This window comes from Glycomyces sp. YM15 (genome assembly GCF_016918015.1).
Classification (GTDB): Bacteria; Actinomycetota; Actinomycetes; order Mycobacteriales; family Micromonosporaceae; genus Glycomyces.
The window spans coordinates 25,291-42,070 of the sequence record NZ_JAERMK010000005.1; the positions used below are offsets into that span (position 1 = coordinate 25,291).

Sequence of the window (16,780 nt, forward strand, 5' to 3'; positions counted from 1 at the left end):
GGTCCCCCATCATCCCAGGCCCGGAGGCTCCTGTGAAGGACCCTCAGGAGTGGACGCAGAATTCGTTGCCTTCGGGGTCCCGCATGACGATCCACTCGGCGGGGCCTTCGCGGAGGCGGTCGCCGGCGCGGGTGGCGCCGAGGGCCTCGAGGCGTTCGGTCTCGGCGTCGATGTTGTCGCGGCCGACATGGAGGTCGAGGTGGAGGCGGTTCTTCACGGTCTTGGGCTCGGGCACCTGCTGGAAGAGGATCCGCATGCCCTGGCCCGCGTCGGAGGCCGGGTCGAAGGGGTCGTCGGGGTTGCGGATCGCGGCGAGGGTCTTCCAGGCGCGGCGTCCGTCGACCTCGGTGAGGAGGTCTTCGGTGATGATGCCCTGGGAGAGGAGCCCGGCGATGAACGACGAGTGGTCTTCGAGCTTGTAACCCATGGCCTCGGACCAGAACGCCGCGAGGCGGTGGGGGTCGGCGCAGTCGATGACGATCTTGAAATGGACAGGCATGCCGCGAGCGTAAGCCCGGGGTACGACAGTGTCCTCGAAACGAGGACCGCCCCGCCGTGATGCGGGGCGGTCTCCGGGCTATTCGCGGTATTCCAGGGGGAGACCGAAGAGCGGGAAGAGCTTCGGAGTGTCCAGGAAGTAGTTGAGGCCCGAGATCTTGTCGCCCTCGAGTTCGAGGACGGTGATCGACCAGGGCTCCCAGAGGCCGGGCGTGCCGCTCGGCTTGTAGTGGCCGAAGGCCGGGAGGCCGTTGGCGCTGACCGGGACGAGCTTGGAGTTCTCGCAGCCCTTGCCGGTGGTGAGCATGAACTCGGCGACGCTCGCGTGGCCCTGGACCCACAGCGGGATCGGCGGCATGGAGAGGGCCACGTCCTGCGTGCACAGGGCGGTGAGCGCTTCCATGTCATAGGCCTCGAAGGCGCTCACGTAGCCGTCGACGAGCTTGCGGAGATCGGCGTCGTCGATCGTGTAGGACTCGTCCGGTTTCGCGTGGACCTGCTCCATGGTGGCCTTGGCCCGCTGCAGCGCGGAGTTGACGCTCGCGGGGCTGAGCTGGAGCGCCTCGGCGGTCTCGGCGGCCGAGAAGCGCAGCACCTCGCGCATGAGCATCACGGCCCGCTGCTTGGCGGGCAGGTGCTGGACGGCGGCGACGAACGCGAGCCGGAGGGTGGCCTTCGCTTCGACGGCCGCGGCCGGGTCGGCCCCGAACGCCATCGAGTCGGGGATCGGCTCGACCCACAGGTAGTCGGGCTCGGGAGCCGGCAGGGGCGTGCCCGCGTCGGAGGCGGGGGCGAGGTCCATCGGGCGGGCCCGCCGCTGCGGGCCCTTGAGCATGTCGAGGCACACGTTCGTGGTGATCTTGTAGAGCCACGAGCGCAGCGAGGAGCGGCCCTCGAATGACCCGTGGGACTTCCACGCGCGGGTGAAGGCCTCCTGCACGGCGTCCTCGGCCTCGAAGGAGGAGCCGAGCATGCGGTAGGCGTACGCGCAGAGTTCACGCCGGTGGGGTTCGAACTCGGCGAGTACGTCGTCTCCGATCGCAACGTTCATGAGCACAGCCTCGCACAGGCCCCCGACATTCGCGGCGACGGTTTCGGAAATCTGATCCGCCGGGCCGCAAGGTGTCCCGAATACGCCCTTGCAGCGCAGGGAAAATCCTATTTGTTCCGCTGGTGGTCGCTCATCCAGCGCTCGAACGCGTCCGCGTCCATCGGGCGGGCGAAATGCCAGCCCTGCCCGGCGTGGCAGCCCCAGCCTTCGAGCTGCTTGCGGACCTTCTCGTCCTCCACGCCCTCGGCGACGACCTCGACGTCGAGGGCCCGGCCCAGGTCGATCGTGGTCGAGACGATCGCGGCGTTGTCCGGGTCGTCGATCAACGTGGTCACGAAGGACTTGTCGATCTTGATCTCGGTGACGGGCAGGCGGCGCAGGTGCTGCATCGAGGAGAAGCCGGTGCCGAAGTCGTCGAGGCTGATGCCCACGCCGAGGTCGGAGAGTCGCTGCACGTTGACGACCACGCGGCGGGGGTCGGCCATGAGCGCGGACTCGGTGATCTCCAGCTGCAGCTTCCGGGCGTTCACCCCGTAGGCGTCGATCCGCTCGGTCAGGAAGTCCGTGAACTCGGGCGACTGCAGGTCGCGCACCGAGACGTTCACGGCCATGCGCAGGTCGTAGCCCGATTCGTTCCAGGACCGGAGCTGGCGCAGGGCGATGTCGACGACCCGCTCGGTGAGCATCCGCATCACCGAGGAGTGCTCGGCGGTCTCGATGATCTCGGCCGGGTTGACGATCCCGCGCTCGGGGTGGTGGTAGCGCAGCAGGGCCTCGGCGCCGATGACCTCGCCGTCGACCAGGCGCACCTGAGGCTGGTAGTAGAGGTTGACGCCGGGGGTGTCCGGGTGGTCGAGAGTGCGGCGCACGTCGCCGAGGAGGAGGAGCCGCTCGGGCGAGTTGTGGTCGAACTCGGGCGCGTAGCGGGCGAAGGAGGAGGCGCGCTGCTTCGACTCGTACATCGCGATGTCCGCGTGGCGGAACAGGGTCTGGAAATCGGAGCCGTCGTCGGGATAGACCGCGACGCCGACCGAGCCGTCCACCTCGACGCTGGCGTCGCCGAGGACGATCGGGGCGTCCAGCCGGGCGCGGATCTCGCGTGCGCACTCCATCGGGTCGGTCATGCCGTCCAGTTCGGACCACATGAACGCGAACTCGTCGCCGCCGAGGCGCGCGATCGCCTTGCCCTTCGGCTTGTCCGACTCGAAGCGGTGCGCGAGCTCGGCCAGCAGCTGGTCGCCGACCGCGTGGCCGAGCGCGGAGTTGACGTCGGCGAAGCGGTCGAGGTCGAGGATGAGGACCGCGACGGCGGTGCCGGTCTCGGCCGCGTCCGTGAGCTTGCCGTCGACGGCCTGCTGGAAGCCCTTGCGGTTGAGCAGACCCGTGAGCGGGTCGTGGTCGGCCTCGCGCTCGCGGTCGGCGGCGGTCTGGAGGATGCGGTACACGGCGAAGATGGGGATCGCCGAGGCCGCGACCAGCCACCAGGAGGCGGTCGCGGCGGTCGCGACGATGGGCGCGATCGCGATCTGCGTGGCGCGCAGCGCCCATTCGCTCTTGAACCACTGCCAGAACAGCGGAAGCCATCCCTCCCCGGTGCGGAGGCTCTGCCGGCCGGCGACGAGCGCGAAACTCGTCAGCGTCCAGACCGAACCGGCGGCGAAGATGGCGAGCAGCTGCGTGGCCTCGCCGCTCCAGGCCGCGCCCTCGACGACCGCATCCCACACGTACCAGGCGAGGACGAGCGCGGCCGCCTGCTGGGAGATGTTGAAGACCGCCCGCCACGTGGAGGCCTTGAGCTGGATCATCAGCATCCCGATGGCCGCCGACTGGACGATCAGCGCGGGCAGGAAACCCCAGGTGATCATGGTGGCGAGGACGTACACGAGGTAGATCGACGCCATTGGCGACATCCACAGCCCGCCCCAGCGGGTCGGGCGGAGCTCGGCGACCATGGCGAGACCGGCGGTGAGCCAGAAGGCGAAGGGCACGCCGAACCAGCCGCCCTCGGGCACGCTGCTCGTAACGGTCACGGCGGCACTGCCGGCGATCGCGAATATCGCGACCACCGCCATGAAGCCGAAGTACCGGCCCGGATGCTCTTTCGGCGCAGTGTTGCGCATGAGCGTCGTGGCCATTTCGCTCCTCCCACTGCCGCGCCGGCTCCGGGTGACGCGCCAGAATCACCCGGGGTCGGTCGCGGCCGACTCCTCTGTCATATCGCGAATTCCGCTCCCACACAACGCCGGGAGCACATGCGGCACACTTGTGACCAGGCGCGACATGCCAATTACAGAAACCGTTATCCGGTGTTCACCGCAGCGACTCCCGTGGCCGGTTCCGGGCTCGGCGGCCCTTTCGGGCGATGGGAACCGAGCCGTTGGTACGACGGGGGCAAGCATCCACGAGATGACTCTGCCCTGAACTAACGAGTCTCCCCCCGTAAAGGAATACGGATCGTTACCGAGTTGTGATCATTCTGGTTCGGTCTCGCCGCTGGGCGAAGCCTGCGAGCCGTCGTTCGGCACAGCGGAGGTTTCCGGTGCCGACAACCCGTCTTCGAGCAGCGCCGCGAAATCCTCGCCCCGCACGATCGGGACCCCGAGGCTGACGGCCTTGTCGTATTTGGAGCCGGGCTTGTCCCCCGCCACGACCGCACTGGTCTTCTTGGACACCGAGCCGGAGACCTTGCCGCCGCGGGCCTTCACGGCGGCCGCGGCGCCCTCGCGGGTGTAGTCGGGGATGCCCCCCGTGATGACCAGGGTCAGTCCCTCAAGGGTCTGCGGGAGCGCCTCGGAGGGGTCGGGGGCGTCGTCCCGCATCCGCACCCCGGCCGCGCGCCAGCGCTCGACGATCGCCCGGTGCCAGTCGACGGCGAACCAGTCCTTGATGGCGGCCGCGATGGTGGGACCGACGCCGTCCACGGCGGCCATCTCCGCTTCGTCGGCGTTCGCGATCAGGTCGAGGTCGCCGAAGTGCTCGGCGAGGGCCTGGGCGGCGACGGGGCCGACGTGGCGGATCGAGAGCGCGTTGACGACCCGCCACAGCGGCTGCCGTTTGGCGGTCTCGAGGTTCTCGAGCATCTGGACGGCGGTCTTCTTCGGTTCGCCGTTCTTGTTGGCGAAGTAGGCGACGACCTTGTCCTCACCGGTCTTCGGGTCGGGTTTGGGCAGGCCGGTGTCGGGGTCGCGGACGACGACGTGGATGGGGAGCAGGTCCTCCATCTGGAGGTCGAAGACGCCGCCTTCGTCGGCCAGGACCGGCTCGGTGCCGAGCGGTTCGACCAGCGCGGCGCACGCGATGTAGCCCATGCGGTCGACGTCGAAGCAGGACCGGCCGGAGAGGTAGGCGAGGCGTTCCCGCAGCTGGCCGGGGCAGGAACGGGCGTTGGGGCAGCGCAGGTCGACATCGCCTTCGGACGCCGGGGCGAGCACCGAATCGCACTCCGGGCAGCGCTCGGGCATCACGAATTCGGTCTCGTCGCCGGTGCGGGCGGCCTCGACGGGCGCGACGACCTCGGGGATCACGTCGCCGGCCTTGCGGACGACGACGGTGTCGCCGATCCTGACGCCCTTGGCCTTCACCTGGTCGGCATTGTGGAGGGTCGCGAACTCGACCTCGGAGCCGGCGACGCGCACGGGATCGAGCACCGCGTAGGGGGTGGCGCGGCCGGTGCGTCCGATGGAGACCTTGATGTCGAGGAGCTTGGTGTTGACCTCTTCGGGCGGGAACTTGTAGGCGACGGCCCAGCGGGGGGTGCGGGAGGTCGCGCCGAGGCGGCGCTGCACCGCGATGTCATCGATCTTGATCACGACGCCGTCGATCTCGTGCACGAGTTCGTGGCGCTTCTCGCCGAACTCGGCGATGTAGGCGAAGGCCTCTGTCAGGGTGCTCACGACCCGCCAGTAGGGACTGGTGGGCAGGCCCCAGGCGTCGAGCGCGGCATAGGAGTGCGACTGCGAATCGGGGTCGAAGCCGCTGAGGGCCCCGAGGCCGTGGGCGATGAAGCTGAGGGGCCGCTCGGCGGTCTTCGCGGCGTCCTTCTGGCGCAGGGACCCGGCGGCGGCGTTGCGCGGGTTGGCGAACGGGGCCTTGCCCGCGGCGACCTGGGATTCGTTGAGACGCTCGAAGTCGGCGCTCGGGAAGTACACCTCGCCGCGCACTTCGAGCAGGTCGGGGACGGGGTAGCCCTCGGCGGCGGTGAGGCGCTGCGGGACGGCGCCGATCGTGGCGACGTTCGCGGTCACGTCTTCGCCGGTGACGCCGTCACCCCGGGTGGCGGCGCGAATGAGGCGGCCGTGCTCGTAGACGAGGTCGACCGCGAGGCCGTCGATCTTGACCTCGCACAGGTAGGGCTCGTCGGGGACCTCGGCGGTGATCCTGTCCGCCCAGGTCTGGACCTCTTCGAGACTGAAGACGTCCTGGAGGCTGAGCAGCTTCTCGAGGTGCTGCACGGGTGTGAACGCCTCGGAGAAGGTGCCGACCTGCTGCGTGGGCGAGTCCTCGTTCTTCAGCTCGGGGTAGGCCGTCTCGATGTCGATGAGCTCATGCATGAGCTCGTCGAACTGGCTGTCCGAGATGGTGGGTGCGTCCTCGGAGTAGTAGCGGCGACGATGCTCGGTGATCTCGACCGCCAGGTCCTCGTGGCGCGCGCGGGCGCGTTCGAACTCGGCACCTCCTGGGTGCTCGGTCGCGGTCCGGTCGGTGCCGTCCAGGTCTGTGTCAGTCGTGCTCACGGCCCCATTGTGTCAGCTGGGTCCGACGTTTCGGGGAGGCCGAAGCCTTATGCAACCGGTCACCCCCCGTTCACGTCGTGATTGCCTGACTCACCCCGAAGGCCGGAAGGATCAGCCGCGTACGGCCCGTACAGCCCCCTTTACGCCCCCGTCTCAAAGGAGTCAGGCATGGCGATCCTCTCGACCGGCGGTTCGAACCGCCGCAGTTTCCTGCGCCGCGGCGCCACCGCCGCCGGCGCGAGCCTCTTCGCGGTCGCCGCGATGGAGGGCCTCTCGATCCGCGCGGCCCACGCGAAGGACGGTGCGAAGGAACGCGACTGCCCTGACAACGGCGGCTACGGCGAGCTGCGGGAGCTCACGCGCACCGACCCCGAGACCGGGTTCGAGCAGACGCTGTGGCTCCCCGAAGGCTTCGACTTCAAGGTGTTCGCGCTGGCCGCGTCCCCGATGCGGGACGGCTACCGGACTCCGCTCGCGCACGACGGCATGGCCTGCTTCCCGACCGGGCGCCGCGGCGAATGGCGGCTCGTGCGCAACCACGAGGAGCGCAACGAGCCCGGTGTCGGTGTCCCGGCCGGGAGCCCCGAGCACCGCTATGACGCGCTCGGGGGCGGCGGGACCACCACGATGAGCGTCCGCTGGGAGGACGGCGAGCCGCACTTCGCGGAGGCCTGGCAGTCGCTGTCGGGCACGATCGTCAACTGCGCGGGCGGGCCCACCCCGTGGGGTTCGTGGCTGTCGTGCGAGGAGACGACGGCCGGTGCCGGCGCGGGCTGGGCGGCCGAGCACGGGTACGTGTTCGAGGTCCCGTCCGCCGAGAACGGCGAGACGGTACCGGTGCCGCTCAAGGAGATGGGCCGGTTCGTGCACGAGGCGGTGGCCGTGGATCCGCGCTCGGGCGTGGTCTACGAGACCGAGGACCAGAACACCTCCGGGTTCTACCGCTTCCTGCCGAACGTGCCCGGCGACCTCGCCGAGGGCGGGCGGCTGCAGATGCTCAAGATCGTCGACGAATGGAACTACGACACCCGCACCGGCCAGCGCGCCGGGAGGGGCCTGTACGTGGAGTGGGTGGACATCGACGACCCGGATCCGGCCGATGCCGAGGAGGACCCGCTCGCGGTGTTCAACCAGGGCTGGGCGCGGGGTGCGGCGGTGTTCGGCCGGCTCGAAGGCTGCTTCTACGGTGACGGCGCGGTCTATATCGCGTCCACTTCGGGCGGTGATGAGGGCGAGGGCCAGCTGTGGGAGTACCGGCCGCGCGGCCACAAGGGCGGCACGATCAAGCTGGTGTTCGAATCGCCGGACGCGGAGCTCTTGTCGTATCCGGACAACATCACGGTCTCACCGGGCGGGAACCTGATCCTGTGCGAGGACACCGGCCGCGACCTGCCCGCGATGCGGGGCCTGACGCGGGACGGCGAGATCTTCCCGCTGGTCTACCACGAGGGCAGGACCGAGTGGTGCGGCGCGACGTTCTCGCCTGACGGCAAGGTGCTGTTCGCGAACATGCAGGGCGCGACGCGGGGCCTGCTGGGCGATCCGGCGCTGGAGCCGGGCCGCACCATCGCGATCTGGGGGCCCTGGAGCAAGGGCGTCCTCTAGGACTCGACCTCCCGAGAAGCAACCGGCCGCGCACATTCGTCCCCGTGCGCGGCCGGTTTCGCCCTGAGCCCCTTGTGGATCAGGTACCTGGGGCTTCCACCTTCAGACCCTGTTCCTCTGCGGCGGCGCCGAGTTCCTTGTCGTACGTGACGAATGAGCCCAATTCGGAGCGGAAGAGCTCGGCCGTCGCCAGGTGGATCGAGTCCAGGCTCCCCAGCCGTTGGATCCGATAGTTGACGGCTGCCTGGAACGTGACTCTCGAGATGTACGCGACGTCGACGTTGTCCGGGATCTCGCCGACCCGCTCCGCGACCACCTTCGTAGAGAAACCGAGCCGGACCAGCGTGCGAGTGAGCTCGAGCTGCGCCAGTTCCGAGGTCACCAGGGTGTCGTCGGCACGCAAACCGTGAGAGCCGCCACTCCAGGTGTGATTTCATCGAGTAATGAATTCTCGTGGTACGGTGAATTCATCAACCGTTGAATTACTGGAGGCTTCCCATGCCACCCAACGCGACCGCCAACACCCCTGCGACCGCCATCGCGGTCGACGACCTCGTCGTCCACCGCGGTGGCCGGCCCGTCCTCAAGAGCGTCTCCACCCGCATCGCCGCCGGGACCGTCACCGGCCTGCTCGGCCCCTCGGGCTCGGGCAAGACCACGTTCATCCGCGCGATCGTCGGCACGCAGCAGGTCAAGTCCGGCACCGTCGAAGTACTCGGCCGCCCGGCCGGGACGAAGCCGCTGCGCCGCCGCGTCGCCTACGTCACGCAGGACGCCTCGATCTACCCCGACCTGTCCGTGAAGGCCAACGTCGCCTACTTCGCGGCCCTCTACGGCAAGGGCCGCGCCGAGGCCATGGCCGCCATCGAACGGGTCGGCATGGGCGACCACGCGCACAGGCTCGCCGCGAAGCTCTCAGGCGGCCAGAAGACCCGCACCTCGCTCGCGTGCGCGCTCGTCATCGACCCCGAGGTGCTCGTGCTCGACGAGCCCACCGTCGGACTCGACCCCGTGATCCGCGAGGAGCTGTGGGACCGGTTCCACGCACTCGCGAATCAGGGCACGACCCTGCTCGTCTCCAGCCACGTGATGGACGAGGCCGACCGCTGCGACCGGCTCCTGCTGCTGCGCGAGGGCCGCTTCATCGCCGACGACACCCCGGCCGACCTGCGCGCCTCCACCGGCACCGCGAACCTCGAAGCGGCGTTCCTCCACCTCATCCGCGAACTCGAGAAGGCGAACTGACATGTCGCTGCGCATCACCTTCATCACCGCCGGTCGCATCCTCCGGCAGTTGCTGGGCGACCGCCGCACCGTCGTGCTCATCCTGGCCGTGCCGAGCCTGATGATCGCGCTCATCAGCGCCATCATGGACGCCGCGCCGGAGGCCTTCAACTCGGTCGGGCTGATCCTGCTGGCGTTCTTCCCGTTCATGATGATGTTCATGATCACCTCGATCACGCTCCTGCGCGAGCGCACCGGCGGGACCCTGGAGCGGCTCATGACGACGCCGACCGGGAAGCTCGACCTGGTGGGCGGCTATGCGATCGCATTCGGTGTGGCGGCCGCGAGCCAGACCGTCATCGCCGCCGCCATCGCGTACCTCTTCCTCGGGCTGGAGACGGCCGGTCCGGCGTGGGCGGTGTTCCTCATCGCGATCATCGCCTCGCTGTTCGGAATGGCGCTGGGGCTCTTCGTGTCCGCGTTCGCCACCACCGAGTTCCAGGCGATTCAGTTCATGCCCGTGTTCGTCGTCCCGCAGCTGCTGCTGTGCGGACTCATCTGGCCGCGCGACCAGATGGCCGGCTGGCTGCAAGGGGTCTCGGACGCGCTGCCGGTCACCTACGCGGTCAAGGCGCTCAATGAAGTGCAGTTCAACACCGAGATCACGTCGGAGATGTGGGTCGACGTCGCGATAGTGGCCGCTGCGGCGCTCGTCGCAACGGCCCTCGGAGCCGCGACGCTGCGGCGGCGCACGGACTAGGGTGCACCCGTGGCCAGAACGAAGCGCGCCGGACGGCGGTCAGGCAATCCCGACACGAAGGCCGAGATCCTGGCTGCCGCCCGGCGGCTGTTCGCCGAGGAGGGGTTCGAATCGATCTCCATGCGGCGCATCGCTTCCGAGGCCGGCGTGGATCCTTCGCTGATCCACCACTACTTCGGGTCGAAGGACGACCTGTTCCTCGCCGCGATCGAACTGCCGCTGGACCCGGCTCCGGAGGTCGCGACCGTCCTGAAGGCGGGCGGCGTCGAAGGCGCGGGCGGGCGGCTCATGCACGCGTTCGTGAGCATCTGGGACGGCCCGCACCAGGACAAGCTCCTCGCGGTGGTGCGCACGAGCCTGTCGAAACCCGCGATGTCGTTCGTGCTGCGGCAGCTGTTCGAGCATCGGATCGTCAAGACGGTGCAAGACGTCCTGGGCGAGGAGGTCGACCGTGTTCCCGTGCGCGCCAGCTTCATCGCCAGCCAGGTGTTCGGCCTGGTGGTGGCCCGGTACATCCTCAAGCTCGAGCCGCTCGCGTCGCTGAGCGCCGACCAGCTCGCCGAGACGATCGGTCCGACCATCGACCGGTATCTCACGATGCCGGTCGACCAGTTCGAACGATGAGGGGTCGGAGCGGTTCGCCGCTGAAGCGGCAGCCGTGTCACGCCGTCACGACGCCGAACGCGGAGCCGATCACGTAGGTCGCGGCCATCGTCGCCGCGCCGACCGCCATGACCCGCACCATCGCCCTGCCGCGCGGCGCGCCGCCCAGCAAGGCCGCGGTGAAGCCGGTGAGCGCCAGCGCCGCGATCACCGCTATCGCGCAGCCGATCACGCGGATGCCCGCGGGCAGCAGGGTGATCGCCAGCAGCGGGAGCAGCGCGCCGCAGGTGAACGCGAGGAACGAGGAGAGCGCGGCCTGCCACGGGTTGGTGAGCTCGTCGGGGTCGAGTCCGTATTCGACCACGGCGTGGGCGCGCAGCGGGTTGCGCCTGGACAGCTCGCGGGCCGCGTTCTGGGCGGTCTCCTCGGAGAGCCCGCGGTCGCGCAGGCTGGTCGCGAGTTCGGCCTCGGCGTCCTCGGGACGCTCGTCGAGTTCGCGCTGCTCGGCCTCGACGAGGCTCGCCTCGGTGTCGCGTTGGGTCGACACGGAGGTGTACTCGCCGCCGGCCATCGAGAACGCGCCCGCGACCAGCCCGGCGACGCCGGAGATGAGGATCGTGGGCCGGTCGGAGGTGGCACCGGCGACGCCGATGACGATTCCCGCGACCGAGACGATGCCGTCGTTCGCGCCGAGCACGCCCGCCCGGAGCCAGTTGAGCCGGTTGCCGATCGAGCCGGGTCCACCGCCGTCGTGCGCCCCGCGTTCGTGCTCGTGGTCGTCGTGTCCGCTCTGCCCCATCACAAATCCAGTGAACCACAAGGTTGCATGCGGTGGGAGTTCTCACAGGAGACCGGAGAATGCGGTGACATGGGGGGAATTGTCCGGCACACCACGGCGACACTCTGTAATGGACACTTTCCCGGCTTGACGGCTGCCGCTATTGTCGGCACTCCCTCCGAATAGAAGGGGCTCTTCCATGAGCGAACCCGCTGACTCCCCAGATCCGCGGCCCGAGAACGCCGATGCGGCTCGAGGCGAGACGCCGAGCGAACCGCCCCAGAACCCAGCACCGGACGAACCGAACGGGCCCGAGACGCCGATGGGCGACTCCCGGCCCGAAGCCGAGCCCGAAGTGGCACCGCATTCCTCCGCCGGGTCCGAACCGGATCCCGCACCAGCGCCGGAACCCGTTCCCGCCCAAGCCGTGCCGGAGACCGAAACCCGAACGCCCGCAGCGGCCCCGGCACAGGCCCTACCGGCGGCGCAGCCGTCGCCCGTCCAGCGGCAGGGCCCGCCGCAGCCCCCCGCCAGGCCCCTGACCGCCGCCGAATACCACCAGCAGGCCGCCTACTACCAGCAGCTGAACCGGCAGCGGTACACGCCGCCGCCGAACCCGCGCTGGCATCGGCCCGGGGAGGTCCCCAAACCGGCCATCGTGGTCCTGGTCATCGCCATCGCCCTCTTCGGCGGGTGGGCCGCGTTCCACTCCACCGGCGTCGGCATCGGCCTGTCGCTCACCGGCATCGCCCTGCTCGCGGTCCCCCTGGCCGCCGGCGACACCCGGGACCTCGTGCCGCGGCTGCCGGGCGCGATCCTGGTCGCCGCCCTGTGGTCAGTCGCGGCGATCCGCGACGCCGGATGGGTCGTGTTCCTGTGCACCGCGGTCGCGTTCCTCCTGACACCGCTGGTGCTCACGCCGCAACGCCGCTTCAGCGGCACCACCGTCATGCTGTTCCAGGGCTGGCTCGAAGGGCTCGCCGAATCGTTCCGCTGGGCCAAGCGCGGCCGCCGCAAGGGCAACGACGGCCAAGGCGAGGGCAACGCCACCAGCATGCGGAACCTGTGGGTCGTGCTCATCACCGCCGCGCTGCTGCTCGTCTTCGGCGGGCTCTTCGCCGCCGCCGACAGCACGTTCGCCGACCTCGTCGTGGGGCTCATGCCCGAGGTGAGCGCGGGCGAGGTCATCCTGCGGATCCTCCTCGCCGGGATCCTGTTCCCCATGGCGCTCGCCTGGACCTACACCGCGGTCGCGAAGCCGAACTTCGACTCCCTGCAGCCCGAGGGCGAACACCGCACGGTCTCGCGATTCGAGCTCTCGATCCCGCTGGGGGCGTTGAACCTCCTGTTCGTCGCGTTCATCGCGGTGCAGCTGCGGGTGTTCATCGGCGGCGAAGAGTACGTCATGGAGACCGCCGGGCTCACCTTCGCCGAGTACGCGCGCAAGGGCTTCTGGCAGCTGAGCTTCGTCGCGGCGCTGTCACTCGGGGTCATCGCCGTCGCGGCCTGGCTCGCACCCAAACGCGCCAAGGCCGACCGCATGGCGGCCCGGATCCTGCTGGGCACCCTCTGCGTTCTGTCCATGGTGGTCATCGCCTCGGCGCTGTACCGCATGTACACGTACGCCGACACCTACGGGCTCACCCGGATGCGGGTGTGGATCTTCACCGTCGAGATCTGGCTCGCGGTGCTGTTCGCGCTGGTCGTCATCTGCTGCTGGAAGCTGCGGGCCACGTGGCTGCCGCGCGCCGTGCTCGCCTCGGGCGCGCTGGCGCTGCTCGGCCTCGCCGCCGCGAACCCCGACGCGCTCATCGCCCGCTACAACCTCGAGCACCACCACAAGCTCGACCTCGCCTACCTGGGGGACCTCTCCGACGACGCGGTGCCCGAGTTCGCCTCGCTGCCCGATGAAGACCTCGACTGCGTGCTCAGCGACCCGGTCGAGCGCGACCTCATGGCCTGGAACCTCGGCCACCAGCGCGCGGCCGAACTCCTGAAGGAGCACGAAAAGCGCTCGGCGTTCTGCGACTGGGGCGATGACCGGTACATGGGCGTGGAGGAGCACGGCGGCTCGCCGCCCGAAGATCTCCAGGAGACGCAGGACGCCCAGGAGACGGTCGGGACGGACGACGAACCCGAACCGCCCGCCGAAGCGTTCTTCCAGGTCGAGACCTGTGCATCGCTCGACGCGGGCCAGACCGGCCAATGGTTCGGCGACGATGTGGACGGGTTCGGCCTCGAGGCCGGGGCCTCGGACGCGTTCCTCTCCCTGGAGCCGCCGGTGACGGCGTGGCTCACCTGCGGGTACTTCGACAGCGACGTCACGATCGAAGCGCAGCTCGAATACGCGGAGTCCTCACTGGTCGCGGGCGACCGCGTGGGGAACGCCGTCAACGCCTACTCCGAAGGCGACTGGCTCGTCCAGGAGCGCTCGGACGGCTACGTGCTCTCGTACGGCGACGGCGCCCAGCGCCAGTTCCAATATTACCGCATCAGTGGGAACCTGATCTTCTACGCGCTGGTCACGGGCGTCCCTCGGGACGTGGTGTCCGAGGCCGCCGCCGACGATCTCACGGGGCAGATGGAAGGCCTGTACGGAACGTTTGCCTGACGGAATGTCCAAAGTCACCACGGGCGGCGCGGCGGCCACTGAGCTGCCGCGCCGCCCGCGCGTCCCCGGGGCGGCTACGCGCCAGCGCACTCCGCTATTGCCTGTTCCGTTGCGGCCGAATAGCTTCGGAGGATGCTTCGAGTTATCGGCGCGGGACTCCCGCGTACAGGAACCATGACCCTCAAGAACGCCCTCGAAACCCTCCTCGGGGCGCCCTGCCACCACATGGCCGAGGTCTTCGGCCGGGTCGACATCGACGCACCCGCGTTCAGCGCCGCCGCCAAGGGCGAATTCTCGGACTGGGACGGGCTCTTCGAGGGCTACGCCGCCGCCGTGGACTGGCCGGCCTCGGCCTTCTACGCCGAACTGGCCGAGCAGTACCCGGACGCGATCGTCGTCCTCTCCAAGCGCGAGAGCTTCGAGTCGTGGTGGACCAGCGCCACGAACACCGTCTTCCGGCGGTTCAACGAGATCGACGACCCCAGCGGCGGGCCGTGGCTGGCGATGGTCGAGGACGTGTGGGACTACACGTTCGACGGCGCCGCCCGCGAGGACGTCGCCGCCGTGGAGGCGGCCTACCATCGCTACCACGAAAAGGTCCGGGACACGATCCCCGCGTCGCGGCTCATCGAGTTCGAGACCGGTGCGGGATGGAAGCCGCTGTGCGAGGCGCTGGATCTGCCGGTCCCCGACGCGCCCTTCCCGCACCTGAACAGCACCGCCGACTTCAACGCGCGGATCGCCGCGACGATGCAGGGCGACGAGGCCGCGGCACCGGCCGAGTAGCGATGTCAGCCGCGGAGCCGCTCGGCGGCTTCGCGGCTGGCCTCCATCGCGAACCGCGCGTAGTCGGGGCCGGCCCCGGCCATGCCGCACGTGGTCGCGACGCTCACCTGCCGCGGCAGCTGCTCCGCGTTGAAGCCGAGGCGGTTCCACAGGGCCTGAACGCGTTCGGCCGCTTCCTTGCCGACGCCGGGCCGGGGCTGGCCGAGCGGGGGCACCACTCCGGCGATGAGGCGACCGCCGCCGTCGAGGTACTCCCCCAGGGCGTCGACCTTCGGCACGTCGTCGAGGTCGAGCAGGGTCAGGTCGACCGAAAGCGCCTGCGCCCCCGCCTCTTCCAGCAAACGCACCGGCACGTCCGGGGCGCAGCAGTGCACGACGACCGGAACGCCGACCCGCTCGACGAGCTCCCGCAGCCGCTCGCGCGCGACCTCGACGGGCACGCGCCGATAGAAGTCGAGCCCCGATTCGGTGTTCACACGGCCCGCCAGCGCCGCCGGGAGACTCGGTTCGTCGATCTGGATCGACAAGGCGGCCTTCGGCATCCGCGCCCGGGCGGCCGCGATGTATCCGCGCAGGCCCTCGGTGAGGGAGGCGGTGAGGTCGGCGACCGCGCCGGGGTCGGCGAGCATCGCGCCGCCGGTGCGCCGCCAGAGGTTGGCGGCGAGGGTGAACGGGCCGACCGCGGTCAGGCGGACCGGTCCGGCGGTGTCCACTTCGTGGAGCGCGTCGAGGTCGCGTTCGAGCAATTCGCGGGCGCGGCGGGCGTCGCGGCCGGGCAGATCGGCGATCTCCCAGCGGAAGGCCCACCACTGGACGGGCAGGCCTTCGAGGAGGGCCGCGCCGCGGCCGATCATGTCGGTGCCGAGCCCGCGGTCGGGCAGCTCGGGCAGGTAGGGCCATTCGGGGAGTTCGCCGAAGACGATGTTGACGGCCTCTTGGACGTCGGTCCCGGGCAGGGAGCCGACGCCGGTGGCGACGCCCATCGGCAAAGCGTCGATGTCGTCCATGGGTTCAGGCACCGGTCGCCTCGGCGGGTGCGCCGTCGCCGACGCCCGCGGAGGCGTAGGCCTGCGTCGAGTCGATGGTGCCGGAGGCGAGGACCGCGTCGCCTTCGGGCGAGGGCTCGTAGACCACGAGGGCCTGGCCGGCGGCGACGCCGAACGCGGGCTTGTGGAGCTTCGCGGTGAGGCCGCCGTCGTCGGGGGTGACGGTGGCCGGGTAGACCTCGCCGTGGGCGCGGAGCTGGATCTCGGCTTCGAACGGTGCGGTGCGCTCGGCGGCGAGCCAGACCGGCTTGCCGGTGCGGATGCGGTCGACGCGCAGGGCCTCGCGGGGTCCGACCTCGACGCGGTTGTCGACGGGCGTGATCGAGAGGACGTAGCGGGGCTTGCCGTCGGCGGCGGGGCGCTTGAGGCCGAGGCCGTGGCGCTGGCCGATGGTGAACTGGTGGGAGCCGTCGTGGCTGCCGAGGACTTCCCCGGAGGCGGCGTCGACGATCTCGCCTTCCTTCGTGCCGAGCTTGTTCTTGAGGAAGCCGGAGGTGTCGCCGTCGGCGATGAAGCAGATGTCGTGGCTGTCGGGCTTCTTGGCGACGGCGAGGCCGCGGGTCTCGGCCTCGACGCGGACCTGGTCCTTGGGGGTGTCGCCGAGCGGGAACAGGGATCCGGTGAGCTGGGCGGGGGTGAGCACGGCGAGGACGTACGACTGGTCCTTGCCGGGGTCGACGGCGCGGCGCAGGAGGCCGTCCTCGCCCTTGCGGGCGTAGTGGCCGGTGACGACGGCGTCGAAGCCGAGGGCCAGCGCGCGGTCGAGGACGGCGGCGAACTTGATCTTCTCGTTGCAGCGCAGGCACGGGTTCGGGGTGCGCCCGGCCGCGTACTCGGCGTAGAAGTCCTCGACGACGTCCTCGTGGAAGCGTTCGGCCATGTCCCAGACGTAGAACGGGATGCCGATGACGTCGGCGGCGCGGCGGGCGTCGCGGGAGTCCTCGATGGTGCAGCAGCCGCGGGCCCCGGTCCGGTAGGTCTGGGGGTTCTTGGACAGCGCCAGGTGGACGCCGGTGACGTCGTGCCCGGCCTCGACGGCGCGGGCGGCGGCGACGGCCGAGTCGACTCCGCCGCTCATGGCGGCC

At 69.9% G+C, this 16,780-nt stretch carries 14 protein-coding genes; 6 read left to right on the top strand and 8 right to left on the bottom strand.

Going from position 1 to position 16,780, the window contains the following annotated elements; genetic code table 11:
• Positions 1-43: 43 nt before the first annotated feature.
• From JHY01_RS07110 to ligA, 4 genes are all read right to left on the bottom strand, one after another.
• Entirely contained in the window at positions 44-499 is a 456-nt protein-coding gene (locus JHY01_RS07110) for a VOC family protein (RefSeq protein WP_205324926.1), read from the bottom strand.
• Positions 500-577: 78 nt separating this feature from the next.
• Positions 578-1,549, bottom strand: coding sequence for a sigma-70 family RNA polymerase sigma factor (locus tag JHY01_RS07115; RefSeq protein ID WP_205324927.1), 972 nt, complete (start codon positions 1,547-1,549; stop codon positions 578-580).
• Positions 1,550-1,656: 107 nt separating this feature from the next.
• On the bottom strand, positions 1,657-3,684 hold the full coding sequence (locus JHY01_RS07120) for a bifunctional diguanylate cyclase/phosphodiesterase (RefSeq protein ID WP_205324928.1): 2,028 nt from the start codon (positions 3,682-3,684) through the stop codon (positions 1,657-1,659).
• Positions 3,685-4,020: 336 nt separating this feature from the next.
• A complete protein-coding gene (gene ligA / locus JHY01_RS07125) occupies positions 4,021-6,261 on the bottom strand; it encodes an NAD-dependent DNA ligase LigA (protein ID WP_205325153.1) in 2,241 nt (746 codons plus the stop codon).
• Between the two features lie 189 nt (positions 6,262-6,450).
• Here ligA and JHY01_RS07130 point away from each other — a divergent pair, with 189 nt between their 5' ends.
• Positions 6,451-7,887, top strand: coding sequence for an alkaline phosphatase PhoX (locus JHY01_RS07130; protein ID WP_205324929.1), 1,437 nt, complete (start codon positions 6,451-6,453; stop codon positions 7,885-7,887).
• Between the two features lie 79 nt (positions 7,888-7,966).
• On the opposite strand, the gene JHY01_RS07135 is transcribed toward JHY01_RS07130, so the two are convergent.
• On the bottom strand, positions 7,967-8,290 hold the full coding sequence (locus JHY01_RS07135; RefSeq protein ID WP_240192503.1) for a PIN domain-containing protein: 324 nt from the start codon (positions 8,288-8,290) through the stop codon (positions 7,967-7,969).
• Between the two features lie 95 nt (positions 8,291-8,385).
• On the opposite strand from JHY01_RS07135, the gene JHY01_RS07140 reads away from it, so the two are divergent.
• Genes JHY01_RS07140 through JHY01_RS07150 form a run of 3 tightly spaced genes read left to right on the top strand, consistent with a single transcriptional unit; the run spans position 8,386 to position 10,495 of the window.
• Positions 8,386-9,132, top strand: a complete 747-nt coding sequence (locus JHY01_RS07140; RefSeq protein ID WP_205324931.1) for an ABC transporter ATP-binding protein — start codon at positions 8,386-8,388, stop codon at positions 9,130-9,132.
• A gap of 1 nt (position 9,133) precedes the next feature.
• Complete coding sequence (locus tag JHY01_RS07145) at positions 9,134-9,871, top strand: ABC transporter permease (RefSeq protein ID WP_205324932.1); 738 nt, start codon at positions 9,134-9,136, stop codon at positions 9,869-9,871.
• Between the two features lie 9 nt (positions 9,872-9,880).
• The gene (locus JHY01_RS07150) at positions 9,881-10,495 is read left to right on the top strand and encodes a TetR family transcriptional regulator (RefSeq protein ID WP_205324933.1); all 615 of its coding nucleotides are present in this window, start codon (positions 9,881-9,883) and stop codon (positions 10,493-10,495) included.
• A gap of 37 nt (positions 10,496-10,532) precedes the next feature.
• On the opposite strand, the gene JHY01_RS07155 is transcribed toward JHY01_RS07150, so the two are convergent.
• Complete coding sequence (locus tag JHY01_RS07155; RefSeq protein ID WP_205324934.1) at positions 10,533-11,273, bottom strand: VIT family protein; 741 nt, start codon at positions 11,271-11,273, stop codon at positions 10,533-10,535.
• Between the two features lie 178 nt (positions 11,274-11,451).
• Here JHY01_RS07155 and JHY01_RS07160 point away from each other — a divergent pair, with 178 nt between their 5' ends.
• Both JHY01_RS07160 and JHY01_RS07165 read left to right on the top strand, forming a co-directional pair.
• Positions 11,452-13,863, top strand: a complete 2,412-nt coding sequence (locus JHY01_RS07160) for a DUF4153 domain-containing protein (RefSeq protein ID WP_205324935.1) — start codon at positions 11,452-11,454, stop codon at positions 13,861-13,863.
• A gap of 132 nt (positions 13,864-13,995) precedes the next feature.
• On the top strand, positions 13,996-14,649 hold the full coding sequence (locus JHY01_RS07165) for a sulfotransferase family protein (protein WP_275889702.1): 654 nt from the start codon (positions 13,996-13,998) through the stop codon (positions 14,647-14,649).
• Positions 14,650-14,654: 5 nt separating this feature from the next.
• Here JHY01_RS07165 and JHY01_RS07170 read toward each other — a convergent pair whose 3' ends face one another.
• Both JHY01_RS07170 and mnmA read right to left on the bottom strand, forming a co-directional pair.
• Positions 14,655-15,668, bottom strand: coding sequence for a methionine synthase (locus tag JHY01_RS07170; protein WP_205324937.1), 1,014 nt, complete (start codon positions 15,666-15,668; stop codon positions 14,655-14,657).
• A complete protein-coding gene (gene mnmA / locus JHY01_RS07175) occupies positions 15,661-16,773 on the bottom strand; it encodes a tRNA 2-thiouridine(34) synthase MnmA (RefSeq protein WP_205325154.1) in 1,113 nt (370 codons plus the stop codon). The genes JHY01_RS07170 and mnmA overlap by 8 nt, the downstream gene beginning before the upstream one ends.
• Positions 16,774-16,780: the final 7 nt, after the last annotated feature.